The organism is Rhodococcus sp. NPDC003322, assembly GCF_053589555.1.
Genome location: NZ_JBSFSC010000007.1, coordinates 1 through 25059, shown reverse-complemented (window position 1 = coordinate 25059; position 25059 = coordinate 1). Strand labels below are relative to the sequence as shown.

Here is a 25059-nt window from a genome sequence, read left to right as displayed (position 1 = left end):
GCGACAACTGTGGTCAATTCTCAGCGGATGGAACTCTCACGACGACCGACCGCCGACACCGGCACGTGGGCTCCGGTCGTGGGGGCGGACTCCTCGGACACGAAGTACGCGACGGTCCGAGCGACGAGTTCGGGCGCAACCCACCCGGCCCGGTCCGCATTCGGTTGCGACCTGCGATTGGCGGGGGTGTCGATCACCGTGGGCAAGAGGGCGTTGGCCCGCACTCCGTCTGCGCGATACTCGGTGGCCAGCACGTCGACGAGGGAGAGCACGGCGGCTTTCGAAGTGACATAGCCGCAGGCCCCCCGAGAACGGGGCGCGGACGGCCGCACTCGAGGCGCACACGATCGACCCGCCTCCGGCCGCGATCATGTGAGGGAGCACCGCCCGGCAGGCGAGGAACGTCGGGCGCACGTTCAGGCGCAACTGTGCATCGAAGTCCTCCACGCAGGTCTCGTGGACTCGTCCACCCATCGCGAAACCACCGACCAGGTTCACCAGTCCGCGCAGAGGGGCGTCGGGCCGCGAGGCGGCCACCTCGACCATGCGACCGACCGCCGCCTCGTCCAACGGGTCGGCACGGACCAGTTCGAGTCGCTCACTGTCGGCGAGCCCGGCCAGACGTCGATCGGCGTCCACGGAACGAGACGGCACCACCACGCGGCGGCCGTCGCGCAACAACCGCTCGACGACTGCCACGCCGAGTCCGCCGCTCCCGCCGGGAACGAGCACCGTCGCAAGAGAACTCATCCCGACGCTCCCCTGCCTGCCTCGACGCGAAGGTCGACGCCACCCGCGGCCTCGACGTCACCGGCGGCTCGCGCCGCCAGGGCCAGATCCCGGACCTGCCCCTTGGCCAGCTTTCCTCCCGAGGAGCGGGGCAGTTCGTCGACCACGAGCAGATACTCGGGCAGGTACTCCTTGGTCATTCCGTGCCCGGCCAGATGCGTGGTCAGGTCCGAGAGCGTCAGCCCGGCAGCGGAACTCCCGCTGACCACCACGCAGACCCGCTCGCCGAAGACGTCGTCCGGCAGTCCCACGGCCACCGCCATCTCGACGTCGGGGTGGGTCTCGACCTCCCGCTCCACATGGGCGGCGGAAATGTTCTTCCCTCCCCGGATGATGATCTCCGCCTTGCGCCCCACGACGGTGAGGTAGCCGCTGTCGTCGATCGTGACCAGGTCACCCATGAGCAGCGAGCCGTCGGGTGCATAGAGTTCGCCGCTGGCCACCGGATCGTCGTAGTACCCCAGGCTCAGGAGCGGCCCGGTGCCACCCGGCTGCCCCGGTCCGCCACTCGCGGTGATGTCTCGTCCCTCGTCGTCGTACAGGCGAACGGTCATCGACGGCACGATCCGTCCGGCGGTCGTCAGCCGCTTCTCCCGGGGATCCTTGGTCGTCGTGTAGCTGAAGGCGCCACTCTCGTTCGACCCGAAGAACTGCAGCACTGTGGCCCCGGTCCGGTCCTCGAATCGTGCCGCGTCGCGGTACGGCACCGCCTCGCCGCCGGTGAACATGACCCTCAGGGACGACAGGTCGACCTGATCCGCCAGATCGGACGCGAGCAGCATGCGGAATTGCGTACTGACACAGAACAGGACGGTCGCCCGCTCCTCCGCGATCTTTCGCACCATCTCGTCGGCGTTGAAGCGGGGCAACAGGACCGCGGGCGCCCCGAGCATCGTCGGCGCGAAGTGGCTCGTCCACAGTCCGAAGCCGAAGGGGGCCGGCACCGCCGCGAGGAACACCTCGTCGTCGCCGAGTTCGCCGGCCTCGATGGCCAGTTGGGAGAAGTGCATCCAGCGGTTCTGAAACTGCACCACGCACTTCGGCAGGCCGGTGGTCCCCGAAGTGGAGTTCAGCATCGAGACGTCGTCCGGGCCGAGGGCACGCGGACGCACCTGATCGGCCGGTGCGAACTCGACCGGGACCTCACGCCAGCGTCCGGCGTCGAGCCGACGGAGCGCCTGCACCCGCCCGGCCCCGACAACCAGGTGCACGCGGACCGACAACCCGGCCGCGAGCACGAGCTGCCCGAGTTGATCGAGGCCTCGGCCTCGATCGTCCGCCCTCGAGATCAGGGCGACCGCGCCGGAACGACCCAGCAGGTGGGTGATCTCGGCATCTCCGGCACGTGCCCCGATGCCCATCGCCACGAGCCCGGCGCGCTCGGTCCCCACCAGCGCCGCATGCACATCGGCGGTGTCCGGAAGGAGCACACCGACACGGTCCCCCGGCTCGATTCCCGCGGCCACCAGCGCCGCCGCGATCGCGTCGGCGTAGGTGTCGTACTCACGCCAGCTCGTCCGGTCCGCGCCGGCGACGAACGCCGGCCTCTTCGGAATCCTCCCCGCGTGGTCGGCGATCACCTGACCGAGCGAACGCGTACCCCACCAGCCGGCTTCCCGATAGCGCGCAGCCGCCGCGTTGTCCATCACTGCCTCCCAGGCCCGAACTCATGATCGTGTCGGCCGTCACACGACGGCCCGGCCACCCACGGTAGCGTCAAGAGTCCGCTCGATCAATCGCTTGATTGGGAATACCAACCGCGTGTTTGATCAATAGGTCTTCGGGCGCTACGGTGTGCATCATTCGTGACTCAGCTCACATGACGAGTCCCACTGGAGCGGGTCGTGGTTTCGCGTGGGCTCACCGTTTCGCTGTGCGTGGCGGAATACCCTCGCCGCGAGAGAGATTGGATCGACATGGACACCCTCGACTACGCCGACACCACCCGCGGACCGTCGGCCACGGACAAGTTGCACTACCACGAGGCAGGCGAGGGCCATCCCCTCGTTCTGCTGCACGGGTCGGGCCCGGGCGTGTCCGGCTGGTCCAACTTCTCGAAGAACCTGCCGGTCTTCGCGCGCAACTTCCGCACCATCGTCGTCGACATGCCGGGCTTCGGCGCGAGCCCGGACCTGGAGTACGACCGCCCGTATCCCGAGATCGCCGCGGAATCGATGGTCACGCTGCTCGACGATCTCGGCATCGAAAAAGCGCATCTGCTAGGCAATTCCATGGGCGGATGGGTCGCACTCGAGACGGCGGCGATCGCACCCGAACGAGTCGAGCGCATGGCGCTGATGGGACCCGGCGGGCTGTACGCGCCGCTGCTCGGGCCGATGATGAGCGAGGGCGCCCGGCGCCTCGGCGACTTCCTCGTCGACCCCACCCGAGAGGCACTCGAGGCGTGGGTCGACTCGATGGTCTACGACCCCGCCATCGTCACGCCACAACTGCTCGACGAGCGCTGGAACAACGCCACCGCACCCCGAGCCATCGAGCGCATGCGCGCAGTGATGGCGTCGCTGGCGCTGCCCGGCAAGGCACCGCTGTGGGCGCGGACCCACGAGATTCCGCACAAGACCCTTGTCACCTGGGGCCGCGACGACCGCATGCTCCCGCCGGACGGCGCCCTGTTCGCGCTGCGGCGCATGCCCAAGGCCGACCTGCACATCCTGGGCGAATGCGGGCACTGGGCCCAGGTCGAGCGCAAAAACGACTTCGAGTCGCTCGTGACCGAGTTCCTCACGCGCTGACCCGGCACTTCTGTCGTCGAAAGCATCCGTCACACATGGAAAACCGGCACGATGTCGTGGACACCGCCAACACCGACCCGAAAGGGCGAACCACGGCGGCAGTGGAGCGGCCCCGAATCCTGGTGCTCACGCCGGAGCCCGCGATCGAGCAGGCGGTGCGGCGCGCCGTCGGCGATGCCGCGGCCGTCGTGGTGCCCGCTGCCCGTACCGTCGACGAAGTCCGGGTCCTGCTGCCGGACGTCGACATCGTCGTTGCGGACTGGAGCGGGCGGTTGCCGCTCGGCGCCGCGGAGGCGGCGATGGGCGGCCACCTGCGGCTGATCCAGCAACCCGGGGTCGGCATCGCCTACATCGACGTCGATGCCTGGACGAACGTCGGTGTCCCGGTGGCGAACACGCCGGGAGGCAACGCCACGTCGGTGTCGGAGTGGGCGGTCGCGGCCACGGCCGGCCTGTGCCGTTCGATCGGATGGGCCGATGCCCAAATGCGGGCCGGACGGTGGCCACAGATGTCGATCCTCGAGCGAGACTGCCGGGACCTCGGTGAGCGACGAGTGGGGCTCGTCGGCTTCGGCGCCATCAACCGACGTTGCGCCGCACTGTTCCAGGCATTCGGGTGCGAGGTCGCGTACACGTCGAGGCGTCCGGACCCAGGCTCCTCACTGCCACACCGGGCGCTCGACGCCCTCCTCGAACAATCGGACGTGCTGGTGGTCGCGGTCCCGCTGACCGCACAGACCGACGGCCTGATCTCCGCCCGCGAGTTGGCATTGCTTCCCCCGGAAGCGCTGGTGGTCAACGTCGCTCGTGGTCCGGTTGTCGACGAAGGCGCGCTCGCCGCTGCGATCCGGTCCGGGTCGGTGGCGGGGGCGGCGCTGGACGTCTTCGCCCGTGAGCCGCTCGCGGCCGACAGTCCACTGTTCGGGCTGGACAACGTCCTGCTGAGCCCGCACGTCGCCGGCGGCAGTTCGACCGCCCTCGAGCGGATGTTCGAGATGACCGCCGCCAACGTTGCGCGAGCGTGCCGCGGCGAACCACCGCTGTGGACGCGTGGGTGATCCAGCCGCAACTGCATCGACACCCGCAACCCAAGTTCAGTAAGTTTGGTAACTTTGCGACGGAAGGACGACCGAGACCGGAAGGATGTGACGGCGGTGTCCGCACAGGGACAGGACCGGAAGTCACCGGCCCCCGACCCGAGCAGCCTGCGCTGGCGGCGACTGGCCGAGATGGTAGCGGACCAGATCCGCGAGCGGATCCTGCGCGGCGACCTCGCCGAGGGCGACCTCCTGCCGAAGGAAGCCGAGCTGCGCGAGCAATACCCGGTCAACGTCCAATCCCTGCGCGAGGCGCTGAGGATCCTCGAGGCCGAGGGTCTCGTCCGGGTCCGCCGCGGAAATCGCGGCGGCGCCGTGGTCCATCGCCCCACCCCCGGAAACGTCGCCTACAGCCTCTCGATGGTGCTCGCGATGTCGGGAACCGACATCGACGACGTCGGCCGCGCCCTGCACGAGGTCGAACCGATGTGCGCCGCCCTGTGCGCGGAACGCGACGACCGCGCCACCGAGGTGGTTCCGGTCCTGCGCGCCCTGCACGAGGAATCGCTGTCCAAGGTCGACGACCTCGTCGCCGCGACCACGCTCTCGCGGCGGTTCCACGAATCCGTGGTGAAGCTGTGCGGAAACCGGTCACTGATCGTGTTGGCCGGCGCCCTCGAAGCCCTGTGGTCGAGTCACGTCACGGACTGGGCCAACGAGCGAGCCGACCCCGAGAGGATTCCGCCGGCCGAACGAGCGCAGGCCCTGGCCGTACACGGCCAGATCCTGCAGTGCATCGAGGACGGCGACGCCGCATCGGCCCGGGTGATCGCGGCCCGGCACCTCCGGGACGTGCAGACCTATCCGCACGACCCGGAGCGCCCTCCCGTCTCCCTCGACCCCGCGGTCGCGCGGGACCGCCTCTTCTTCGGCTGAGCGGGCCCGGCCGACCCGGACCCGCCCAGCCCTCGGTCAGAAACTGTTCGGGTCGTCGATCACGCTCTGCGGCACCGGATGCCGGTACAGCTTCGAGGCGTTCTCCCACGTGATCTTGCGCAGTTCGTCGGCCGAGAGCCCCTTCATGGACTCGCTGACGATCTCCATGGTGCGCGGCCACAGGCTGTCGCTGTGCGGGTAGTCCTCCTCGAGGAGGATGTGGTCGATACCGATCCGGTCCCGCAGCACCATCGTCGACGGATCCTCCACGGCGCAGAACCAGAAGTTCCGCTTGAGCACGTCCGCCGGGGAGATGTCGACACCTTCCCAGGTGCCGTACATCGACGAGTACGTGGTCATGTGGTCGAGGCGGTCGAGAAGGGCCGGAACCCAACCGATTCCACCTTCCGACATCACGATCTTGATGTTCGGGAAGCGCACCGGAATCTTCGAGAACAGCCAGTCGACGGTCGCGAACATGGCGTAGCCGAAGAACAGCGTGCCGGACACGTCCGGCGGGGCGTCCTCCGACGTGCTCGGCGACGTGCTGGACGAGCCGATGTGCAGGTTGATGACGGTCTCCGTCTCCTCACACGCCCGCATGATCGGATCCCAGTGGCCCGAGTGCACCGACGGCAGCCCCAGCGCGTGCGGACCCTCCGAGAAGGTCACCGCCTTGAAGCCGCGCTCGGCGTTGCGGTAGATCTCCTGTGCACCGATCTCCGGGTCGAGGAAGTACGGGATCTGGCAGGGGATGATGCGGTCCGGGTACGGGCCCGCCCACTCCTCCAGGTGCCAGTCGTTGTAGGCGCGGGTCGCGGCGAGCGCCAGTTCCTGATCGTTCGTGCTCAGCTGCAGACGCTGGCCGGCGAATCCGGGGAGGAACGACGGGAAGTTCAGGGACGCATACACACCCGAGAGGTTCATGTCCTTGACTCGGTGGTGGATGTCCCACGAACCGCGGCGCATGTCCTCGAAGCGCTGCGGGTCGAAGCCCCACTCGTCGACCGGACGTCCGACGACCGCGTTGAAGCCGACGTTCGGGATCTCCTTGCCGTCGTACACCCAGATGTCTGCGCCGTCACGGTGGATGACCTTGGGAGCCCGGTCGGCGAGGTTCGCCGGCAGGCGACCCTCGAAGGTGTCCTTGGGCTCGACGATGTGGTCGTCGACCGAGATGAACGGGAAGGGCCGGTGCGCCTTCTCCGGCTCGGGCAGGAAAGTCACCTTTCCCTTGACGTTCTGGGTGAAGTCGGTGTTGTGGATCAGTTCGTCGAGATTGGCCATCTCGCACACTCCTCGATTGTTCGTGGGTCGGTGAATCCGGCTGCGCTACATACGCAGCCCGGAACGGGGATTGGGGTGGACGGACTCAGTCGAGAACGTCGGGATCGGTTCGGAGCAGCTTGCGAACCGCGCCGGCCCAGTAGACGCCGGAGGCGCGCTCGACGAGCGCCTTCTGCATCGCGACGCGGATGCTCTTCTCGATCGGCAGGGGGTCCTTGCCGAGCAACAGGATGTCGTACGCGAGCCGGCAGAACCTGTCGATCGACGCCGCGCGGTAGACCGCGAGTTCGATCGTGTCGGCGGTGGTGATGATGCCGTGGCTGGCGAGGATCACGTTGTTGCGGTCACCGATCTGGTCGGCGAGATCCCTGCCGAGTTCGGCATCGTTGACCTCGCCGCCGTACTCGTCGACCAGGGACAGGTCGTCGTCGTACAGACTGCCGGTCTGGTGCGCGATCATCGGCAGCACACCGACGGCGGCCAGCAGTGTCACGTAGTACGGGTGGTTGTGGATCACCACCCGGGCGTCCGGACGACGCCGGTGCAGTTCGGTGTGGATGTGATAGGCGGGAGTGACGTCCCATTTGCCTTCGATCACAACACCGTTCGCGTCGACGCGGCATACGTCGGAGGCCGAGACCTCCTCCCACCACAGCCCCCACGGGTTGATGAGAAGGCTGTCGTCGTCCCGGTCGGCCCAGGTGATGTGGCCGGCCATGTTCTCGCTGAAACCGTTGTGCGCCAAGGTTCGGAACGCGCAGGCGAGCTTCTGCTCGTTGCTGAGCTCGACCCCGATCGGGGGTGTGGCGCGCGGCCTCCACTCGCCCACCGGGTCCACGCCACCTCCGATCGCCGTCGATTCGTCGTACACGGTCACAACGCCTCCATGGGATGAGATCAGGGTCACAGATTCGGACGGATCGAACTCTATCTTACAAAAGATAGCGATGTAAGCCACCGCCAGATCGGGCAACTGAACCGGCGGTCGAGCCGCACCCACCCCGCCCCACATCCGCCATTCGACCTCCTCACCCCCTCGACCTGCACAGATGTGGAGCGCAACGCGCCGAGGACGGACTCGGCAGGATTCACGCACGCGGCCACTTCCGACCCAGTCAAACGGTTGATTGACATCAACTATGGATAGATCTAGATTGTGACCTGCGCCATACACCGTGTGGCCCCATCACTCTCGCGCTGAGCCCTGCCGCTTTCCGGTACCCGCCGGGACGTCGGCCCGTGACCGCCTTGCCTGATCCGCCACCACGACAACACCACCGAGACCCGCCCGACAAGGAGAACCGGCATGACCGCAACACCCTCGAGCAACGACGCCCCGAAGGGTCCAACGCCAACAACCCCGTCCACGCTCCGGGCCAAGGCGCGGATGATCCTGGCGGTCAATCTCGGTAACACGTTGGAATGGTTCGACTGGACCGTGTTCGCGATCTTCGCGGTCTACTTCTCCAACCAGTTCTTCCACTCGACCAACGAGGTGTCGAACCTGCTGTCCACGATGGCCGTGTTCGCGGTCGGGTTCGTGATGCGCCCGATCGGCGGCCTGCTGTTCGGCCTCGTCGCCGACCGCAAGGGACGGAAGTTCGTCATGGTGCTGACGATGTCACTCGTCGCGGCATCGAGTGTCCTCATCGCGATCGCACCCACCTATGAACGGATCGGCGTGTTCGCGTCGCTGTGGCTGCTGCTCGTTCGGTGCCTCCAGGGTGTGGCACACGGCGGTGAGCAGGGCGGCTCGTACACCTACATCGCCGAGGTCGCGCGGCCGGACAACCGCGCACTGTGGGGCAGCACGGTGATCATGTCCACCGTCGGCGGAACGGTGCTCGCCACACTCCTCGGCGCCGTCATGCGCACCGCGATCGACTCGGAAGCGATGGCCGACTGGGGCTGGCGCATCCCGTTCCTGATCGGCGGCGCGCTCGGCTTCTTCGCGCTCTACCTGCGCCGCGGCCTCGAGGAATCCGCTGCCTTCTCCGACCACGCCGCCGAGACCGAGGCCGCCGCGGCGCCATCGTCGGCCCGATCTGCGCTCCGCGACATCTGGGCGCAGCGCGGCTCGATCCTGCGGGTCGTCCTCCTGGTGGGCGGCACATCGGTCTTCTCGTACACCTGGTCGGTGAACGCTCCCGCGTACGCCATCAGCTTTCACCACGTGAACGACAAACTGGCGATGTGGGCCGGCGTGGTCGCGAACCTCGTCTTCATCGCCGCCCTGCCGCTCGCAGCCCTGGCCGCGGACCGCTTCGGCCGGCGCCCCAACAACATCCTGTGGGGCGTGCTCATCGCCCTGTTCGCTTTCCCGCTGTCGGGCATGCTCGACAGCTCGGCCCGCACCCTGGCGATCGCGATGTCCCTGGCGCTCATCATCCAGGCGCTCGCCGCCAGCACCCAGGTCGCCTGGTTCGCCGAACTGTTCTCCACCAAGTCCCGTGCAGCGGGTACGGGAATCGCGGTGTCGCTCGCGGCCGCGATCTTCGGAGGCACTGCGCCGTACCTCAATTCGTGGCTCACGTCCCGCGGCACGCCGGACCTGTTCACGTGGTACGTCGTCGTGCTCGCGTTGGCCGTCGTCGCGGCCGCCTACTTCACTCGCGAGACCAAGGGCATCGCCCTCACCGAGGAGACGGAGGTCCCGAGCGGGGCAGCCGCACCCGTCGCGTGACCATTCCGTTCAATCAACCAGACATGAGAGGGCCGACATGGTCGACGACACCCGCACCGTCGAATTCACCCGGATGGACGAGGCGACCGCCGCGGAGATGGAGCTGATCCGGGACGAAGCAGCGATCCACCGACGCGACCACTGGCTCGGGACGGTCGTGCGTCTCCTCGAGTCGATGAAGGGCTACACCTTCGGTTACCGCGTCGATCGCTACGAGCACTCGCTGCAGTCCGCGACCCGCGCTCATCGGGAGGGCGCCCGTGTCGATCTGGTGATCGCCGCGCTGCTGCACGACATCGGCGACGATCTGTGTCCCGACAATCACAGCGAGGTCGCCGCTGCAATTCTGCGGCCGGTGCTCGACGACGAGGCGGTGTGGATCGTCAAGCACCACGGTGTCTTCCAGACCTACCACTACGGCGACAAGCTCGGCATGCCGACCGACAGTCGTGACCGGTATCGGGACTCCCCGTACTTCGACGCGTGCGCACACTTCTGCGCGGCCTGGGACCAGGAGTCGTTCGACCCGAACTACGACTCCGAACCCCTCGAGTTCTTCACGCCGATGCTGGAGGAGGTCTTCTCACGCCCGCCGCGCTCGTGGGGCGACCAGAACCTGACGTGGTCGCGCGACACGACGGACCGCGCGCCCGATACGAGTGCGTCGTGACCAGGGTCAAGACCGTCGACATCTTCACCTGCCGGGAGATTCTGCGAATCCGCGCCGGAATCGAGCAGTACGCGTCGCCGGAGGGGTTCGGTGAATACTACTGGGCCGAACTACTCAGGGACTGCGCCGAATCCGACGCTCTCGAGGCCACCTGGGCCCACTACCGCACGAAGACACGGCCGTTGACCCCGGCGGACATCCTCGGGCAGGTCGAGTCCAGACGCGCACCGCGGGTGGCGATGGTCGCGGGGATCGCCGATCGTCTGCTCCGCGAACGCACCCAGTTCGGTTGGACCGCAGAACAGCTCACCCAGTGGAACGCCACATTCGAGAACGAGGTGGGCCGAGGAGCCGAGATCGAGGACGCGCGCGACTGTGCGGACATCGACGCGTGCGCCGACGACGATGCGAGCGAGGGCGGCGCCGCAGAGATCAATGCTCCAGGCGCCCTTCCCTCTCCCAGCGCCGACTGAGCCTGCTCCCCAACCACACCCACGGACAAGGACACCACTTCGTGAAACTCGGACTGTTCCTGGACATGCGCAACCCTGCCCGCTGGGAGCGCCCCGGTGCCGAGCACTACCGTGCGATGCTCGACAGAGTCGTCCGGGCAGAGGAACTGGGTGCGAACTCGGTGTGGCTGACGGAGCACCACTTCTTCGAGGACGGCTACCTGCCGCAACCGCTCACCCTCGCCGCCGCGATCGCCGCCCGAACCGAACGCATCAGGATCGGCACGGCCGTGCTGCTCGCCCCCCACCGGCATCCGGTCCACATCGCCGAGGAGGCCGCGCTGGTCGACCTGGTCTCGGGCGGCCGACTCGAACTCGGGCTCGGTGCCGGGTGGTCCCCCGAGGAGTTCGACGCCTTCGGTTCGGACTTCCGCGCCCGGTACGCCGTCACCGACAGGGCGTTCGCGGCCGTGCGGAACCTGCTCTCGGACGGCGGTGTCACGCCGGGGCCGGTGCAGGACCCGGTGCCGATGTGGCTCGGGTACCAGGGGCCCCGCGGCGCCGCCCGAGCCGGACGCCTCGGCGCAGGACTGCTCTCTCTCGATCCCGCGCTGTCGGCGCCGTACCTCGCGGGTCTCGAGGAGGGCGGCCACGGCGCGGACTCGGCTCGACGCGGCGGAATGCTCGATATCGTGGTCGCCGACGACCCGGAATCGACCACGAGACAATTGATCCCACATCTGGCTCATCAACAGGCGACCTACCAGAGCCGGCGCGGCGACGCGCGGAGTGCCGCCGATCTGGAGGCCGGGCTGACCGCCGAGTTCGACCGGACGGGATCGGTGCCGGGGCTGACCGTCGCCACGCCCGAGGCGGCCGCCCGCGAGATCCGACTCCGCACCCACGGCATGCCCGTCGAGCACGTCTATCTGTGGGCCGGACTGCCGGGGATGCCCGACGCGCTGGTCGACCGCCACTTGGAACTGATGTTCACCCGCGTCGAGCCGGCACTGGCCGAGGCGGCACCGTGCTAGCCCGCAAGGTCTTCTTCTCGTTCACCCACGTGACGGAGCGGGCCTCACACGCGGAGTACAACGCCTGGCACCAACTCGACCATCGGCCCGAGAACCTCGCTCTGGACGGCGTCGTGCACGGCGAGCGGTGGGTACACAGCCCGGACTGCGCCGCATCCACCCGGACCTGCGACGCACTCGACGGATTGCACTACGTCAACAGCTACTGGTTCCGGGACCCGGTCGACGAGAGCTTCGCCGAGTGGCAGGAGCTCGCGGTCCGGACGTTCCAGCTCGGACGGCGACCCGACATCCGGATCAGCCGTCGGCTGGCGATGGGCACCTTCATGCCGGTCAAGGGCTACGTGAGCCCGCGCTGCCTGCTCGGCGCCGACGCACTGCCGATGCGCCCGAACCGGGGCATTGCGCTGGTCGCGATCCGGGTCCTCGACCCCAGCTCCATCGCAAGCGAGCAGTACTTCGCCAGGCAGGATCGCGAGGTGATTCCCGCCCTGCTGGACTGCGAGGGGGTTGCCGGAGCGTGGACCTTCTCGAGTGAGAGCACCACGCTCGACCTGGGACGCGACGCCGACGACGGCGTCACCTTCGCAGAGGACAACCACGGTGCATCTGGCCAGGTGCGGATTCTGATGGTGTTCCTCGACGGAGATCCGGCCCGGTACAGGGCCGATCGGGCACGGCGTGGGATCGAGCCAGAGCCGGCGCCATCCGAGGAGGGATTCACACTCCTGTTCTCCGGAGTGCTTCGTAACATCGAACCCTGGAACTGGACCTGGTTCGACTGATGAGACGGCGCTCCCCCAGACCCCGACCCGACCGGGTGACGGCACGGTCGCGGCCGAGGCCGTATGCTCGTCCGGCCCGGCGCAGAGAAGCCGAGGAGTTCGTCGACAGAGTTCAGGTAAACGGCCCTGACCTGCTGCTAGCCTCGGATACGGCACGCGCACAGATCGTCGGACCGGACACGAGAGGTGAACAGTGACAGCCAGTCGGCGTCAGATGATCCTGGCCGAATCGGCTCGGCTCTTTTCCGAACGAGGCATGTCGGCCACCACGATCCGTGAGATCGCCGATGCGGTGGGCCTGAACTCCGGGACGCTGTATCACTACTTCAGCTCGAAGGACGCCATCGTCTCCGAGATCCTGAGGAGTTTCCTGACGGACCTGGTGCGCCGCTACGACATCGTCCTGACCGCGACCGAGACGGCGCGTCACCGTCTCGGACTCATGGTGCAGGTCTCGCTCGAGGTCGCACACGAGCACCCCTACGCCACCGAGATCTATCAGAACGAGTTCGAGAACCTCGGTGCGCTTCCCGACTACGCGGAGATCGCCGGTGCCGTCGAGTCCTCGCACCGGGCCTGGTTCGACGTTGTCGACGAAGGCGTGCGCGTCGGTGAATTCAATTCCGGCATCGACGTCTTCGAGTTCCAGAGAATGATGCGTGAGTGCGTGTTCCAGTCGGTCAGATGGCATCGGAGAACGCTCGCCGACGACATCGAATCAATAACCGCCACAGTCACATCGGTTTTCCTCGACGGGTTCGCGCCGGCGCGAACCGAACGCACCGACACGGAACCGAAACCGTCTCCGACGGTCGGCCGGCGCGAACCGGTGCCCGCCGCGAAGACCGTCCCCGGACCATCCACCGACACCGTGGACGACCTCCGTTCCGAACTCGACGAACTACGCTCGGACATGCGAGCCATGCGCGGCCTCATGGAGACGTTGTCCAATTCGCGCAACGCGAACGGCGACACCGCTACCGGAGACTGACGCGCCGCACTCACCCCTCGCCGGGCATCACGAGAACCTCGAATACCCTGCATCCCTTGGTGGTCCGGCGAATTCTGCCACTGCCTCACTCGGTACCCCTGGCGACGACGATTGATTAGACGCGACACGCGGAGCAATTCATACGCATCACTAACAATGTAGGTCTCGGCAGATCTGATTGAATCGATCCATCAACCGGGGGTTCGCGAGGGATCCTCTGGGGAGGATGGACAGCCTTGGACGACCAACCGATCACCGCAGGCGAGTGCACGGAGCCGGTACAACTGGCCGGGCGGGACTCGTGGTTCGTCTACTCCGAACTGACAGATCGGCAGCACTCGCCGGACGTCATCACGACGGTCTACGTTTTCGACACCCGTCACGATCCTCACCCCATTCGGACCCACGCCTCAGCCGCGTCCTGGATGCGAGATCGTCTGGATCGGGCCGAGGTGCTCCGCCGACGACTGGTCCGGGTACCCGGCGATCTCGACCACCCGTACTGGAGCTTCGCGCCCGACGTCGATCTGGACCACCACATCCGCGTTCAGCGCATCGGCGAAACGTCATGGCGGGCCCTGTCCGATCATCTTGCCGAAACGACGAAGCAGCCGGTTGACCTCGCTCACAACCCCTGGGAATTGCACCTGCTCACGGAGATCCGCGGTGTTGCCGGGATCCCCGACGACGCGACCTTGGTCGTGCTGAGGTTTCACCACTGCGCCACGGACGGGCTGGGCGCCGTCCAGGTTGCCCGAGCACTGTTCGACGACCCGGAAGCCGTCTCCTGCCTCGAAGGGAGGAGGGGCCCCATCCGCGGTCCGGTGTCGTCGCTGCTTCGCCTGCCGGCGCAGTTCATCGGCTTGGGCAGGTCCCTGGTGAGGTCCGCAGCGGCGCGGCGCGACCTCACCGCGCTGGTCGAGTCCGGCGCGCTGTCCACGCCCCGACATCGTCGCCCGCGCACCCGGTTCAACGGCAACCAGAGCGGGCAGCGGACGTTCGGTCGAGCGAAGTTCGCCCTGTCGGATGTCCGGGAGGTCGCCAGAGCGACCGGGACGTCGGTCAACGACGTCGTCCTGGCGATCGTCGGCGGCGGGTTGGGCGCATATCTCGGCGGCCTCGGAGAAGCGCCCGATGGCGCCCTCGCCGCGCAGGTCCCCCGTTCGATCCGGGACAGGTCCCATGTCGCCGCGTCGAACAAGATCACCACCATGTTCGTCGATCTTCACACCGACGAACCGACACCGATCGAACGACTGCGGCGCATCCACGACTCGGCAATCGCCGAAAAGGCTCGGGTGCAACATCAATCGGCCATCGACATCGAGTCGCCGATCGACCATGCGCCGGCGATCTATCTCCGGATCGCCCTCCGCCTCTCCCAGCGAAAGTCCGCCGCGGCAGCGAGAAGCACGGAGAGCACGGTCACATGGGCGAACACCCTGGTCACCAGTATGCCGCGCGGTGCCGCGGACCTGATGTTCGGCGGCAGTCCCGTCGTGGACGGGTTCTATGTCCCCCCGATCCACCCGGGAGCCGGCCTGTCACACAGTGTGGTGTCGATCGGCGACGTGCTGAGTGTGGAGTTCACGTCCGACGCGGCGATGATGCGGGACCCGGACGCATACGCACACCTCCTCGAGGCCGCGTTCGACGAACTGCGCGCGCTGCCCGAGGAATAGCACGGGCGCGCATCGACCGAATCTGTTGGACCCGTTAGGAATCCACAACCATTCCCGCGCCGCTGCTGTGGCCGACCGCGCGGACGACGCCCACCGGGCAGCCGAACTCGCACCGGCGCCGGCAATCCTGTCCGCACCGTCGTCGACGCGTGCGGCACCGGGCTCCGGGCGCGACGAGTGGCCGGCACCGCCCTCACCGAACGGATGGCCTACTGTCACCGTGTAGTCGAACCACGCGAGGGGACCTTCGGATGACGGCAGACAGCTACAGGGCGTCGGCTGCGGCGGCGCTGGCCGTCGCGGCCCTGGGTGTGTCGGGCTGCGCCGAGTCCTCGTCGCAGCCATCCGTCACCGCGGCGTCGGCACCGTCCCCCGCGACCGCATCCGGGGCCGTCCTCCAGCTGCGGGCGGGCGACCGACCGGCCGAACTCGCGGGCCGTTGGACCTCGGCGGTCGACCCTGCAGAATCCGTGACGTTCAATCCGGATGGAACAACGAGCCGCGACTACACCGGAGTCCCGCCCCGTAGCGGCACCTGGGCGATCGTGGGACGGGACGACGCCCCCGACCTTCCGCCGTCGACCGCACCGGACACGACGATCCTCGAGATCGTCGACGACGCCGACCATCTGTCCGTTCGGTATGTGCTGCTCTCGGTCACCGAGCAGGAGCTGACCCTGAGTCACGTCCCCCGAGGCAACACGCTGCACTACGTCAGATAGATCCGCGGGCAGTGCCTGCCCGCGTGTGCGCGGTGGTGCGCGACAGCGGCCGGCGCCGACTCAGTCCCCGCCGACCGGGTAGGCCTCGGCGAGGAGCCCCAGTCTTGTTGCGGCGCCGAGCGCCTCGTCCTTCGAATGGGCCCCGAGCTTCCGATACAGGGTCCGCTGCTGCGTCTTGACGGTGTTCACCGAAACGAACAGGTTCGCCGCCGCTTCCCGCACCGAACTTCCGTGTGCGAGTTCGGTGAGGACCGCCTGCTCCCTTTCGGTGAGCCGCACCACCTCGACCGGCCCCGGAAAAACTGCGGGGACGTCCGTGCCCTGCAACTGCGCGCCGACGTGCCCGCCGCCGAGAGTCACGAGGCGGTCGATCGCCCGGCGAGGAATGGTGGCCAGCGGTGCGCGAAGTCCCGTCAGTTCCGCGAGCTTGCCCGCGTGCTGCCATGCGACGACGGCCGCACCGGGCTCATCGAGGTCCAGGTGCGCGGCGGCCTCGACGAGTCGGCATCCCAGATGCGCACGCGGGTGGTGCCGACCCGGCTCGTCGAGCCGCCGGCACAGTGCCAGCGCACCGGCCGGATCTCCGGTCAGGAGCCGGGCCCGCGCGGCCGACACCGCGATCCACGGGTCGTCGGTGTCGGCTGTGTCCACGATCGCCAGCGCGCGGTTGCCCTGGCCGAGGGCGAGCCGCAACTCGATCTCGGCCGCGGTCAGCAGCGGCACCGCGATACCGTCCCGGAAGGTCGCGTGATGCAGCGGCAGGGTCCGGTGGAGGTCGACCAGACCGCGGTGTGCATCGCCGCTGAGCAACGCGTGCCTGCACCGCGCGTACGCCACCAGCGCCCACAGTTCCTCGGTCGGATCAACCTCGCCCAGTTCGCCCAGGGCCCGGCCTGCCGCGGCAATGTCGAGCTGGTCCAGTGAGATCAGGGCACGCGCCACCATGCCCGCCACCCGCACCTTGGGCTCCAGCCAGCCGACGGGCTCGGCATGGGTGTGCTCGTCCGCGAGCCACTCGAGAGCGCGTCGCGGCTCACCCACGAGGGCCCAGTTCAACGCCGAGCTGCCCGCGGCGTTCCGGGCGATGAACGCGACCCCGTCCGCGACCGCGGCCCGGTATGCCGCCGCGAGTTCGACATTGGATTCGGCGAGATCCCCGGCGAGTTGGTAGGTGATCCCCCACTGCAGGCGCATGATCGGAAGCTGTGCGGTCACCTCGTCCGGCAGCGTCTCGGCCACACTGCGGCTCAGGTGCGCCAATCGCCGGCTGAATTCGGCAGCTGCCCGGAACTCGCCGGACACCCGCAGCATCAGCGACTGGACGCACCCGGCGGTCAGGAGATCCGTGGCGTCGGGCGCCGTGAGCTGCTGGAGTGCCTGATCGTCGTACGGCAGGACCGTCGTGTTCACCGGCACCTGTCCGCCTGCGAACACGAACAATTCGCGTCCGGCGCGAATCGCGGGCTTGTCCACGAGCATCTCCGCGGGGAGCAACTCCAGCGCTGCCCGCAGCAGGCTCATCTGCTCGGCGATCATGTCCGCCCAGTGGGCTTCGACGAGATCGACGGCCAGATCCCAGTCCCGCGCATCGAGGGCCAGCCGCAGGGCGGTGAAGGGTTCACCGCGGTCGACGTGGAACCGGGCGAGCCTCCCGATGTTGTGGGCTGTGGCCACCCCGTTGTCCTGCGCGATGCCGAGCAGCACGTCGCGGACCGCGGGGGCGAACTCCCAGCATTCGTGTTCGGACTGCGTGTGGCGGCCCAGTACCCCGGCCGCCTCCAGCCGCGCCAGGAGGTCCTGCGGGTTCCCCTCGTCGACCAGGAACGACGCGACGGCCGGCGTGAGTTCGCGTGCCGTTGCCAACCGAAGCAGCACCTCGGGTGCGACGTCGACGATGTCCGGACGTTCGAGGAAAAGGTCTCGCACCCGTCGCCGAAGCGCGCGTTCCACCGCGTAGTCGAGACGGGCTCCGCGCCCGGCGCCGCGCGGGATGCCCCGCGCGGCTGCCACGGCGACCCTCAGCAGGGCGGGCATCCCCCGCACCTTCTCGTGCAGTTGCTCGAGTTCACCCGGTTCCAGGTGGACCGACGCCTCTTCGGCCAACGACCTGGCTGCGGCCGGACTCAGCCGCAGATCGTCCGCGGTGATCAGGTCGTGACTGCATCCGAGTGCCGCGAGATCCGCGAGGCAGCCACCGTCGCACACCGTCGCCACGACCTTCAGGTGCCTGCATCCGCCGAGCGCCCGCAATATCCCGGCCTCGACCTCGTCGCTGCCCAGCAGGTCGACACGATCGAGGATCAGAAGTATCCGGGGCGAGGCGGTACGGTCCGGCACCGGGCCCCCTCGTCGGCGCCGGGAGCCCGCATCGGCCGTCCCGCATTCCGGGCACGCGGCCCTGGCCCGGACCGAGGCCCAGTATGCGTCGGGATCGATGTCACGGGTCGGCCTGTCCATCCAGACGACCGACTCGGTCACCGATTCGCGGCTCTGTAGCCAGTTGCTGACCAATGCCGACTTGCCGAACCCGAGGGGTGCTCGCAGCACCACCAGCCGCACGTCCCGGTCCAGTCGACCGAACAGGTGGTCATGCATCATCATCGCCACACCAGGGAACTCGGTAGCGCAGCCCGACAACCTCCGAACAGATCAAGCACTGAACCCAACCCCGCTCTTCATCCCGGTCGCCGGGCCGACCGGCCCTCCCAGCCGGTACACCAACACCCAGAGCCCCGTCCGCCGCCAATCCGAACATGCGGGGCCGACCGTCGTTCGCCCACGCATTCATCCAGTCAGCGATTCACCCGCTAATTCTCCGAGATGCCGGCGAACACCTTTACGACGACCCGGACAAATGTGACAGCCATCACTCCGCAGACGATGACAATCGCCGACTCGACCCGGCTCAGCTGCCAGGACAGCATGGAACCGACATGTCCCGGCACCCAGAAATCACGCTGACGATCCGTTCACCCGGGAAGACGTTGCAGCTCAACACGGTACGGCTGGGCCTCGGGTCGTGCCGGGAGGGAAGCGAGTGACGTGGTGCCGCTATCCGGTGGGGCTCGGGGTCGGCGCCGGCGCCAGGGACAGCCCGGCGTAGATCTGGTCGAGGATCGTCGGCAGCAGGGCGTTTGCCGTGGTCTTGCCGTCGGGCGACAGGGTCAGGTTCGTCCAGACCACGAGCGTCACGTCGTTGTCCGGGTCGTAGCCGATGAACGAGTTGAAGCCGGGCAGTTCACCGCCGTGGTAATACATCGCGGCGTTCGGGCCGAATCGCTGATGGCTGATGCCGTAGCCGTACCGCTGCCCGTCTGGGTTGCCCGGGTCCTCGGGTTGCGGACTGTCGAGCCACTGCTGCTGGAAGGTGGGATCGAAGACCTTGCCCGACACCAGCGCCCGGATCCACGTCGCCATGTCGTCGGCCGTGGAGACGGCACTGCCGGCGGCGGTGGCGTAGGAGGGGTTCTGGTTGGTGTAGTCGTGGGGCTGGAGGGTGCCGTTCCGGGCGGCGGCCTGCATGTCGGCGGGGTACTCCTGGTCACCCATCGCATACGCCGATCCGCCGTACATGTAGCCGTGCGAGTAGGGCTCAGGCAGGGTGGTGTCGTCCGCGGCGGGAAGCGAGGTCTGCCGCAGGCCGTGCGGACCGAGCAGCCGGTCCTCGAACTGTTGCGCCAACGGGCGCCCGCCGACGGCCTCGGCGACCAGCCCCAGCAGTGCATAGTTCGTGTTGTTGTACTCGTATTCCGTTCCGGGCGGGAAATTCGGCGGGTGCGCGAACGCGAGGTCCAGAACCTCCTGGGGTGTCCATGCCTTCGTCGGGTCGGCGTCCAGGGTGGCCGACAGCTCGGGCGCATTCGTGTAGTTGTACAGCCCGCTGCGCATCGTCAGCAGTTGAGCGATGGTGATGTTCTCGCCGCCCGGCACGCCCGGGACGTAGGCGGACACCGGGTCGTCGAAGCGGAGCTTCCCGTCCTGCACGAGGAGGACGGTCAGCGCCGCCGTCATCGTCTTGGTGTTCGAGGCGATCCGGAAATGCGAATCAATGGCCGGCGGCGCCTGCGTGCCCCGCTCGGTGGTGCCCACGAGCGCCTCGAAGCTCCCCTGCGGGGTGCGCAGCCGTACCACCGCCCCGGGAACGAGCAACTCCTTCGCGGCCGCGTCGACCGCCGCCTGGAACGCCGCAGGATCGATGGGCTTGAGCGCGGAAGACGTTGGGGCGGAGACGGTCCCGGTGGTCGAGCCGATCGCTGCATCCGATGTCGGAGCGACCGTCGGCTCGGAATTCGTCGAGCAGCCCGCGATCACGAGTGCGCCGGACGCCGCGAGTACGGCGAGGCGAGCGGTCCGGGCCGGCAGGAACCCCGCGCGCAGATCGCTCATCGTCGGTTCCACCGCCTCGGCACCAGAGTCCGAGCGCCGCACCGGCTGCGCGGCACCAGCTGGGCAAACCTCCCTGCCATCGTAGCCCGCACCCGCGCGCCGGATAGCCATCTGTCGCGGCCGTGATCGACTGGGTCGCGGTCACCACACCAAGGTGGTGTCCCGAACCCGCACCCTCCCGAAGAATCGCCTGCCGCCCTCCGCATCGTCGCGGTTGTACGCGTTCATGACCGACGCCAGCTCGTCGGCGAGCGTGCGCAGCGCCGGTGTGACCGTCTCGATGCCGCCGTCGTTCACCCAGCCCCAGTGCTCGGGAACGCCGTCGATCGTGATGACGATGCCCGCATCGTGCGGCGTCTCGACGGCCAAGGTGATTCCCGGTGGGGCGTTGCCGATGGGGTCCGCGACCGCCGGAAGTCCGTCCGGCGTGTTCGCCGTGAACACCGACCGGGCGAGCGCGATGTCGCCACGGATCAGGTCCGCGATGTGCGCCAGGCCCGCATGCCGCCCGACCCGGCCGTGCCCGGCACCGCGGTCGGGTCCGCCGGAGTGATCGCGAATGCCGGTCCTCCCGAGGATCCGGTCGAGCATCCGTTGCGCCACCGCCCGTTCGCTGTCGCCGGTGCGCGGGTGGTCGATCAGCGTTCGCAACCGATCGATTCGGGGGCTCGCATCCGATGCCATCGATGCAGGCTACCGCCTTCGGCGGGGCCGACCCGACGTGCCCGCTCGACGATCCCGCCGCGGACCCCTCTCCCCGTTCAGCTACCGACAGGCAAGCACCGGATCGGCCCGTATTCCGTCCGCGTCGCCGTCGCACCCCAACGCAGGACGAACGCGTCGAGCCCCCACCTCACGCCGCCGTCGATCTGGTAACGATTCAGCAAATTCGTGGTCCGTCTGGTTGGATGCGACAGTATGACGACCGACATGCAGGCGGGCCGGCATGCCGATCCGAGCACTCCGGCCACCGACAGCGGCCGAGTCCCGGATGGGCCGCGGGCCGCTGTCGGCGCGGGGACCTCCGGTCGGTCCGTGGCCGCGAGGGTGACGGTCGCGCTGGCGCTGGTCGGCCTCGTTGTCTGCGCGATTCTGCTGGTCGCCGACTTCCGGACCGACGGCGTCAACTGTGGAAGTCCGGCATCACCCCACGCCCAGGGCGTGATCGGTGCGGATCGGTTCGAGGCATGCGGCGAGGAGCTCGACACCCGCCGGGCCTTGGCCTGGATCGGACTGGGCGCAACCGGAATCGTCGCGGCCCTCGGCTGCGTCGCATCACGGTCGAGCAGAGAATCCGCTCAGGTCAAACCTTCCTCGAAGCCCTGACGCCACGACGGGTAGCGCAACTGCCAGCCGAGCTCCCGCTTGGCCTTGGCGTTGGAGAACCCGCGTCCCTCGGTCATCATCGTCACCGCCACCTCCCCTGCCAGCAGCCGCGCCAGCCACTTCGGGACCCGCATCGGCGGCTTCGCTCCCGCGCACTCGGCCAGGTACGGCAGCCACTCGCTCGCCGGGGCGGGCTCGTCGTCGACGATGTTGAACACCCCCTTCGCCTGCTGCTCGACGGCCAGCACGGTGGCGCTCGCCGCGTCGTCGAGATGCACCCACGAGCTGTAACCGGTGCCGCCCCCGACGAGCGGGAACTGCCGCTTGCGGATGAGTTCGACCTGATCGTCGCTGGCACCGGGCCCGTACAACGCGCCGTAGCGCAGGGCCGCACCACCGGCCGCGACCACCGCCTCCTCGACATGGCGGATCGCCTCCATCCCCGGCCGCGCCTTCGTCCCCATCTCGGGATCCAACGGATCCTCCTCCGTCTTCACCCATCCGCCCCGGCGAATCCCGTTCCAGCCGGCGTAGCTCTGCGCGACCACGTGGGACACCTCGTTCGCCTCGGCGGCGGCCAGCAGGTGGTCGGTCCCCTCCGTGCGCAGCCGATTGGTGGTGGCGAACCAGCGGTCGATGTGCTTCATGTCGGGCTTGCCGCCGTGCGTGAGGGAGATCGCGGTCATCTGGTGCACGATCGCGTCGGGTTTGGCCTGCGCCACCGCCGCACCGACCGACCCGGCGTCGAGCCCGTCCATCACGAGCGCCTCGGCGCCCAATCGCTCCACCAACTCCAGTTTGTCCGGGCTCGTCGTCGTCGCCGTCACGTGGTGCCCGCGCGCCACCAGTTGCGGCACCAGCCGCCGTCCGAGGACCCCGGCCCCGCCTGCCACGAAGACCCGCATGACCATCACCTTCCCGATTCCGGATTACGTCTCCCCTGCATCTCTGACGAAACAGCCGGGCGGTGTGTGACGGACAGCGACGGCTACCGCCGGCCCATTCCCGACATTCCGGTCGCCGCGCCGTGAATCATCCCGGGCCGACGACGTGCCGGTCGATAGAGTCGAAGACGTGTTGCTGTCGACCGGGCGGAGTTGTTTTCGATGAAGTTGGCAGAGGCGTTGGCGCTGCGCGGCGACGTCGTCCGCAAGGTTGCCCAGCTGCGCGAGCGCATCGTCGCCAACGCCCGGTACCAGGAGGGCGAGCAACCTGCGGAGGACGCGGGCGCCCTCCTCGCCGAACTCGACCGGACGCTCGACGAACTCGAGCAGCTCATTCGTCGCATCAATCGGACGAACGCCCGGGCCACACTGGGCGACGGCACCGTCACCGATGCACTGGCCCGCCGAGATGTGTTGCGGCTGCGCCACTCTGCCGTGACCGCGGCCGCCGACGCCGCGTCCGGTCGTGAGGATCGCGGCTACGGCCGCCAGTTGCGCTCGGAACTGGTCCACATCGCCGCCGTACCGGTGTCCGAACTGCGCGCCACCGCGGACGATCTGGCCCGCGCGATCCGCGAGGTCGACACCCGGATCCAGCAAACCAACTGGGAGGTCGAACTGCTCGACTGAGCACAGCGTCGGGAGCGGGTAGCCGATCGGAGAAGCGAGCACACACCGCGGCCGGCGGTTGATCCGGCCACCTGTACGGCGCCGAGGGCAGCGCCACACACGAACGACGCAGCCCAGCACGCCGAACAGGTGAAGGCGCATCGCGCACAGTTATCACCAGGTGCTGATCTCCGATCGGCGAGGGCGGGCACGGGGCACCCCGGCACTCGAACCGGTCAGTCGTCGTCGGCGAGGTCGTCGAGGACCGCCGACAGCCGCCGCAGTGCGGCAAGCGCATCGGCCAGTTCCTCACGTCCGAAGGCTTCGACGAGTCGGCCGGCGAAGTCGGCGTGCGCCGGACCGATCGCGGACACCGCCCGACGTCCGGCCGGGGTCGGCGAGACGAGCTTCGCCCGCCGGTGGGCCGGGTTCTCCCGGTATTCCGCGAGCCCACGGGTGACGAGCAGATCGGCGATCCGCTGCACGCTCTGGCGGGTGATGCCCATCTCGCGGGCGACGTCGGCCACGGACAGTGGCCGCGTCAGGACGGCACCGAGCACCTGCCACCACGCGGCGGTCAACCCGACCGGGCGGGCGAGATCCTCTGCGACGGAGAGGAACTGCCCGTTGAGCCGGAACGTCCCCAGCGCCAGACCGCTGAGCAGGTCCTGGTCGTCGCGCACGCTCAGCCCGCCATCAGTTCGTAGAAGCCCTGCGGATCGCGCTTCCCGTACAGCTTGAACCACGACGCCAGGACGTGCGGTTCGTAGACGTCGAGGCGTTCGAGGATCTCGCGGGCGAAGTGGACCGGGGCGTTGGCCGCCCCGGTGATCAGGTCCCGGTCGGTGACGGCGGGCTCGTCGCGGTACAGGTGCCCGCCCGCGTAGCCGACGCCGGCGAGGAACTCGGCGGCGTTGCTCGTGTGCTGACGATCGTCGAGCAGGCCGGCCATCGCCAGGCCGCCGGTGGCACCGCAGATGGCGGCCACCGGCACTCCGGCGTCGAGGAACTCGCGGGCCTTGTCCGCGAAGGGGGTGAACTGCGCGGTGTTCCAGATGTCGTTGCCCGCCAGGATGAGCATCGCACTCTCCTGCGGGCGGAGCTCGCCCAACACCCTGTCAGGGAGGATGCGCAGGCCGCCCATCGTCCGGATCGGGCGGTCGTCGGCACCGACGGTGGCGACGGTGAACCGGCCCGGCTCCCGGTGCCACATCGGCTTGTTGATGTGGTCGATCGCGAAACCGATCTCCCAGTCGACGAACGTGTCATAGATCGCTACGTGCACCGTCTCAGTCATGACAGAAGACTGTCATGACGACAGCATACTGTCAATACCCGGGCGCCGAGAGAAAGGGATCGGTCACCGCGCCATTCGGCTGACGGGCCTTCCGTCGCGGTATCGCTCGGATTCCGAGAGCCCGCCCCAGATTCCGTACTGCTCACCGATGCTCAGGGCGTGCTGCCGGCACTCCTGGACCACCGGACACTCCGCGCACAGCGCCTTGGCGGTGCGCACGCGCCAGGCGCGAGCCGGACCGCGCTCCCCCTCCGGATGGAAGAACATCGCGCTGTCCATACCCCGGCATCGGGCACGCAACTGCCAGTCCCATGCCTCGACGGTTGCCGTGGGCAGCGCACTCACCACACCGAGCCGAGCCATTGCCATCGGTGAAAATCCTTTCGTTCGTGAGGGTTACGCGTCCGGGTGGGCGCCTTCGACCGTGATTTCGGGCCGGTCAGCCGAGGGCGCGCAGGCGCGGCGCCAAATCCCGCTCGAACAACTCCAGAAAACGCCGCTGATCATGACCCGGCGCATGAAACACCAGATGATTCAAACCCGCATCCACATACGCCTTCACCTGCTCCACCGCCTCATCCGGATCCGACGCCACAATCCACCGCTTCGCCACCTGCTCGATCGGCAACGCATCCGCCGCCGCCTCCATCTCGATCGGATCCTCGATCGAATGCTT

Annotated in this window: 23 protein-coding genes and 2 pseudogenes; 13 read left to right on the top strand and 12 right to left on the bottom strand. The window is 68.2% G+C overall.

Annotated features, from left to right (window positions below):
* Window positions 1–20: 20 nt before the first annotated feature.
* Window positions 21–750, bottom strand: a pseudogene (locus tag ACWDUM_RS25030) (SDR family NAD(P)-dependent oxidoreductase).
* Entirely contained in the window at window positions 747–2435 is a 1689-nt protein-coding gene (locus tag ACWDUM_RS25025) for a class I adenylate-forming enzyme family protein (protein ID WP_450136060.1), read from the bottom strand. The pseudogene ACWDUM_RS25030 and the gene ACWDUM_RS25025 overlap by 4 nt, the downstream one beginning before the upstream one ends.
* Before the next feature lie 270 nt (window positions 2436–2705).
* On the opposite strand from ACWDUM_RS25025, the gene ACWDUM_RS25020 reads away from it, so the two are divergent.
* From ACWDUM_RS25020 to ACWDUM_RS25010, 3 genes are all read left to right on the top strand, one after another.
* Window positions 2706–3542, top strand: a complete 837-nt coding sequence (locus ACWDUM_RS25020; RefSeq protein WP_450136059.1) for an alpha/beta fold hydrolase — start codon at window positions 2706–2708, stop codon at window positions 3540–3542.
* A gap of 35 nt (window positions 3543–3577) precedes the next feature.
* Window positions 3578–4600, top strand: coding sequence for a 2-hydroxyacid dehydrogenase (locus ACWDUM_RS25015; RefSeq protein ID WP_450136058.1), 1023 nt, complete (start codon window positions 3578–3580; stop codon window positions 4598–4600).
* Between the two features lie 96 nt (window positions 4601–4696).
* Entirely contained in the window at window positions 4697–5515 is an 819-nt protein-coding gene (locus ACWDUM_RS25010; protein WP_450114028.1) for a FadR/GntR family transcriptional regulator, read from the top strand.
* A 36-nt stretch (window positions 5516–5551) separates the two neighbouring features.
* Here the strand turns inward: ACWDUM_RS25010 and ACWDUM_RS25005 are convergent, their stop codons facing one another.
* Together ACWDUM_RS25005 and ACWDUM_RS25000 are read right to left on the bottom strand one after the other, a co-directional pair.
* Complete coding sequence (locus tag ACWDUM_RS25005) at window positions 5552–6802, bottom strand: amidohydrolase family protein (protein ID WP_450136057.1); 1251 nt, start codon at window positions 6800–6802, stop codon at window positions 5552–5554.
* A gap of 85 nt (window positions 6803–6887) precedes the next feature.
* Complete coding sequence (locus ACWDUM_RS25000) at window positions 6888–7679, bottom strand: class II aldolase/adducin family protein (RefSeq protein ID WP_450114030.1); 792 nt, start codon at window positions 7677–7679, stop codon at window positions 6888–6890.
* A 429-nt stretch (window positions 7680–8108) separates the two neighbouring features.
* Here ACWDUM_RS25000 and ACWDUM_RS24995 point away from each other — a divergent pair, with 429 nt between their 5' ends.
* The 8 genes from ACWDUM_RS24995 (at window position 8109) to ACWDUM_RS24960 (ending at window position 15821) form a co-directional block, all read left to right on the top strand.
* Window positions 8109–9485: an MFS transporter gene (locus ACWDUM_RS24995; protein WP_450114031.1), complete on the top strand. Its 1377-nt coding sequence runs from the start codon at window positions 8109–8111 to the stop codon at window positions 9483–9485.
* A gap of 37 nt (window positions 9486–9522) precedes the next feature.
* The gene (locus ACWDUM_RS24990) at window positions 9523–10155 is read left to right on the top strand and encodes an HD domain-containing protein (protein WP_450136056.1); all 633 of its coding nucleotides are present in this window, start codon (window positions 9523–9525) and stop codon (window positions 10153–10155) included.
* Window positions 10152–10628 (top strand): hypothetical protein, encoded by a 477-nt coding sequence (locus ACWDUM_RS24985; protein ID WP_450136055.1) that lies wholly within the window; start codon window positions 10152–10154, stop codon window positions 10626–10628. The genes ACWDUM_RS24990 and ACWDUM_RS24985 overlap by 4 nt, the downstream gene beginning before the upstream one ends.
* A gap of 41 nt (window positions 10629–10669) precedes the next feature.
* Window positions 10670–11641, top strand: coding sequence for an LLM class flavin-dependent oxidoreductase (locus tag ACWDUM_RS24980; protein ID WP_450136054.1), 972 nt, complete (start codon window positions 10670–10672; stop codon window positions 11639–11641).
* On the top strand, window positions 11635–12426 hold the full coding sequence (locus ACWDUM_RS24975) for a hypothetical protein (protein WP_450136053.1): 792 nt from the start codon (window positions 11635–11637) through the stop codon (window positions 12424–12426). The genes ACWDUM_RS24980 and ACWDUM_RS24975 overlap by 7 nt, the downstream gene beginning before the upstream one ends.
* 214 nt (window positions 12427–12640) lie before the next feature.
* A complete protein-coding gene (locus ACWDUM_RS24970) occupies window positions 12641–13417 on the top strand; it encodes a TetR/AcrR family transcriptional regulator (RefSeq protein ID WP_450136194.1) in 777 nt (258 codons plus the stop codon).
* A 236-nt stretch (window positions 13418–13653) separates the two neighbouring features.
* A complete protein-coding gene (locus ACWDUM_RS24965; RefSeq protein WP_450136052.1) occupies window positions 13654–15099 on the top strand; it encodes a wax ester/triacylglycerol synthase domain-containing protein in 1446 nt (481 codons plus the stop codon).
* A gap of 251 nt (window positions 15100–15350) precedes the next feature.
* On the top strand, window positions 15351–15821 hold the full coding sequence (locus ACWDUM_RS24960; protein WP_450136051.1) for a hypothetical protein: 471 nt from the start codon (window positions 15351–15353) through the stop codon (window positions 15819–15821).
* Window positions 15822–15881: 60 nt separating this feature from the next.
* On the opposite strand, the gene ACWDUM_RS24955 is transcribed toward ACWDUM_RS24960, so the two are convergent.
* From ACWDUM_RS24955 to ACWDUM_RS24945, 3 genes are all read right to left on the bottom strand, one after another.
* Complete coding sequence (locus ACWDUM_RS24955) at window positions 15882–18422, bottom strand: response regulator transcription factor (RefSeq protein WP_450136050.1); 2541 nt, start codon at window positions 18420–18422, stop codon at window positions 15882–15884.
* Between the two features lie 450 nt (window positions 18423–18872).
* Window positions 18873–20207 carry a serine hydrolase domain-containing protein gene (locus ACWDUM_RS24950; RefSeq protein WP_450136049.1) on the bottom strand — a complete coding sequence of 445 codons (1335 nt, stop codon included), beginning with the start codon at window positions 20205–20207 and terminating at the stop codon, window positions 18873–18875.
* 141 nt (window positions 20208–20348) lie between these two features.
* The gene (locus ACWDUM_RS24945) at window positions 20349–20891 is read right to left on the bottom strand and encodes a hypothetical protein (RefSeq protein ID WP_450114039.1); all 543 of its coding nucleotides are present in this window, start codon (window positions 20889–20891) and stop codon (window positions 20349–20351) included.
* 234 nt (window positions 20892–21125) lie between these two features.
* On the opposite strand from ACWDUM_RS24945, the gene ACWDUM_RS24940 reads away from it, so the two are divergent.
* A complete protein-coding gene (locus ACWDUM_RS24940; RefSeq protein ID WP_450136048.1) occupies window positions 21126–21533 on the top strand; it encodes a hypothetical protein in 408 nt (135 codons plus the stop codon).
* Here the strand turns inward: ACWDUM_RS24940 and ACWDUM_RS24935 are convergent.
* Complete coding sequence (locus tag ACWDUM_RS24935; RefSeq protein WP_450136047.1) at window positions 21506–22438, bottom strand: NAD-dependent epimerase/dehydratase family protein; 933 nt, start codon at window positions 22436–22438, stop codon at window positions 21506–21508. The two genes, ACWDUM_RS24940 and ACWDUM_RS24935, sit on opposite strands and share 28 nt — an antisense overlap.
* 201 nt (window positions 22439–22639) lie before the next feature.
* Between ACWDUM_RS24935 and ACWDUM_RS24930 the strand changes: the two genes are divergently transcribed.
* Window positions 22640–23107: a DIP1984 family protein gene (locus ACWDUM_RS24930; RefSeq protein ID WP_450114042.1), complete on the top strand. Its 468-nt coding sequence runs from the start codon at window positions 22640–22642 to the stop codon at window positions 23105–23107.
* 215 nt (window positions 23108–23322) lie between these two features.
* Here the strand turns inward: ACWDUM_RS24930 and ACWDUM_RS24925 are convergent, their stop codons facing one another.
* From ACWDUM_RS24925 to ACWDUM_RS24910, 4 genes and pseudogenes are all read right to left on the bottom strand, one after another.
* Entirely contained in the window at window positions 23323–23775 is a 453-nt protein-coding gene (locus ACWDUM_RS24925; protein ID WP_450136193.1) for a MarR family winged helix-turn-helix transcriptional regulator, read from the bottom strand.
* Window positions 23772–24383 carry a DJ-1/PfpI family protein gene (locus tag ACWDUM_RS24920; RefSeq protein WP_450136046.1) on the bottom strand — a complete coding sequence of 204 codons (612 nt, stop codon included), beginning with the start codon at window positions 24381–24383 and terminating at the stop codon, window positions 23772–23774. Before ACWDUM_RS24920 ends, ACWDUM_RS24925 begins: the two co-directional genes overlap by 4 nt.
* Window positions 24384–24446: 63 nt before the next feature.
* Window positions 24447–24752: a WhiB family transcriptional regulator gene (locus ACWDUM_RS24915; protein ID WP_450136045.1), complete on the bottom strand. Its 306-nt coding sequence runs from the start codon at window positions 24750–24752 to the stop codon at window positions 24447–24449.
* A 70-nt stretch (window positions 24753–24822) separates the two neighbouring features.
* A pseudogene (locus ACWDUM_RS24910) lies at window positions 24823–25059 on the bottom strand (glucose-6-phosphate dehydrogenase (coenzyme-F420)); the annotation flags it as partial.

What these genes read in the sequence shown, in the direction of transcription:
- ACWDUM_RS25025 (WP_450136060.1), bottom strand. Translation starts at nt 2,435, where the DNA reads ATGGACAACGCGGCGGCTGCGCGCTATCGGGAAGCCGGCTGGTGGGGT.
- ACWDUM_RS25020 (WP_450136059.1), top strand. Translation starts at nt 2,706, where the DNA reads ATGGACACCCTCGACTACGCCGACACCACCCGCGGACCGTCGGCCACG.
- ACWDUM_RS25015 (WP_450136058.1), top strand. Translation starts at nt 3,578, where the DNA reads ATGGAAAACCGGCACGATGTCGTGGACACCGCCAACACCGACCCGAAA.
- ACWDUM_RS25005 (WP_450136057.1), bottom strand. Translation starts at nt 6,802, where the DNA reads ATGGCCAATCTCGACGAACTGATCCACAACACCGACTTCACCCAGAAC.
- ACWDUM_RS24995 (WP_450114031.1), top strand. Translation starts at nt 8,109, where the DNA reads ATGACCGCAACACCCTCGAGCAACGACGCCCCGAAGGGTCCAACGCCA.
- ACWDUM_RS24990 (WP_450136056.1), top strand. Translation starts at nt 9,523, where the DNA reads ATGGTCGACGACACCCGCACCGTCGAATTCACCCGGATGGACGAGGCG.
- ACWDUM_RS24970 (WP_450136194.1), top strand. Translation starts at nt 12,641, where the DNA reads ATGATCCTGGCCGAATCGGCTCGGCTCTTTTCCGAACGAGGCATGTCG.
- ACWDUM_RS24960 (WP_450136051.1), top strand. Translation starts at nt 15,351, where the DNA reads ATGACGGCAGACAGCTACAGGGCGTCGGCTGCGGCGGCGCTGGCCGTC.
- ACWDUM_RS24955 (WP_450136050.1), bottom strand. Translation starts at nt 18,422, where the DNA reads ATGATGATGCATGACCACCTGTTCGGTCGACTGGACCGGGACGTGCGG.
- ACWDUM_RS24950 (WP_450136049.1), bottom strand. Translation starts at nt 20,207, where the DNA reads ATGAGCGATCTGCGCGCGGGGTTCCTGCCGGCCCGGACCGCTCGCCTC.
- ACWDUM_RS24945 (WP_450114039.1), bottom strand. Translation starts at nt 20,891, where the DNA reads ATGGCATCGGATGCGAGCCCCCGAATCGATCGGTTGCGAACGCTGATC.
- ACWDUM_RS24940 (WP_450136048.1), top strand. Translation starts at nt 21,126, where the DNA reads ATGACGACCGACATGCAGGCGGGCCGGCATGCCGATCCGAGCACTCCG.
- ACWDUM_RS24935 (WP_450136047.1), bottom strand. Translation starts at nt 22,438, where the DNA reads ATGCGGGTCTTCGTGGCAGGCGGGGCCGGGGTCCTCGGACGGCGGCTG.
- ACWDUM_RS24930 (WP_450114042.1), top strand. Translation starts at nt 22,640, where the DNA reads ATGAAGTTGGCAGAGGCGTTGGCGCTGCGCGGCGACGTCGTCCGCAAG.
- ACWDUM_RS24920 (WP_450136046.1), bottom strand. Translation starts at nt 24,383, where the DNA reads ATGACTGAGACGGTGCACGTAGCGATCTATGACACGTTCGTCGACTGG.
- ACWDUM_RS24915 (WP_450136045.1), bottom strand. Translation starts at nt 24,752, where the DNA reads ATGGCAATGGCTCGGCTCGGTGTGGTGAGTGCGCTGCCCACGGCAACC.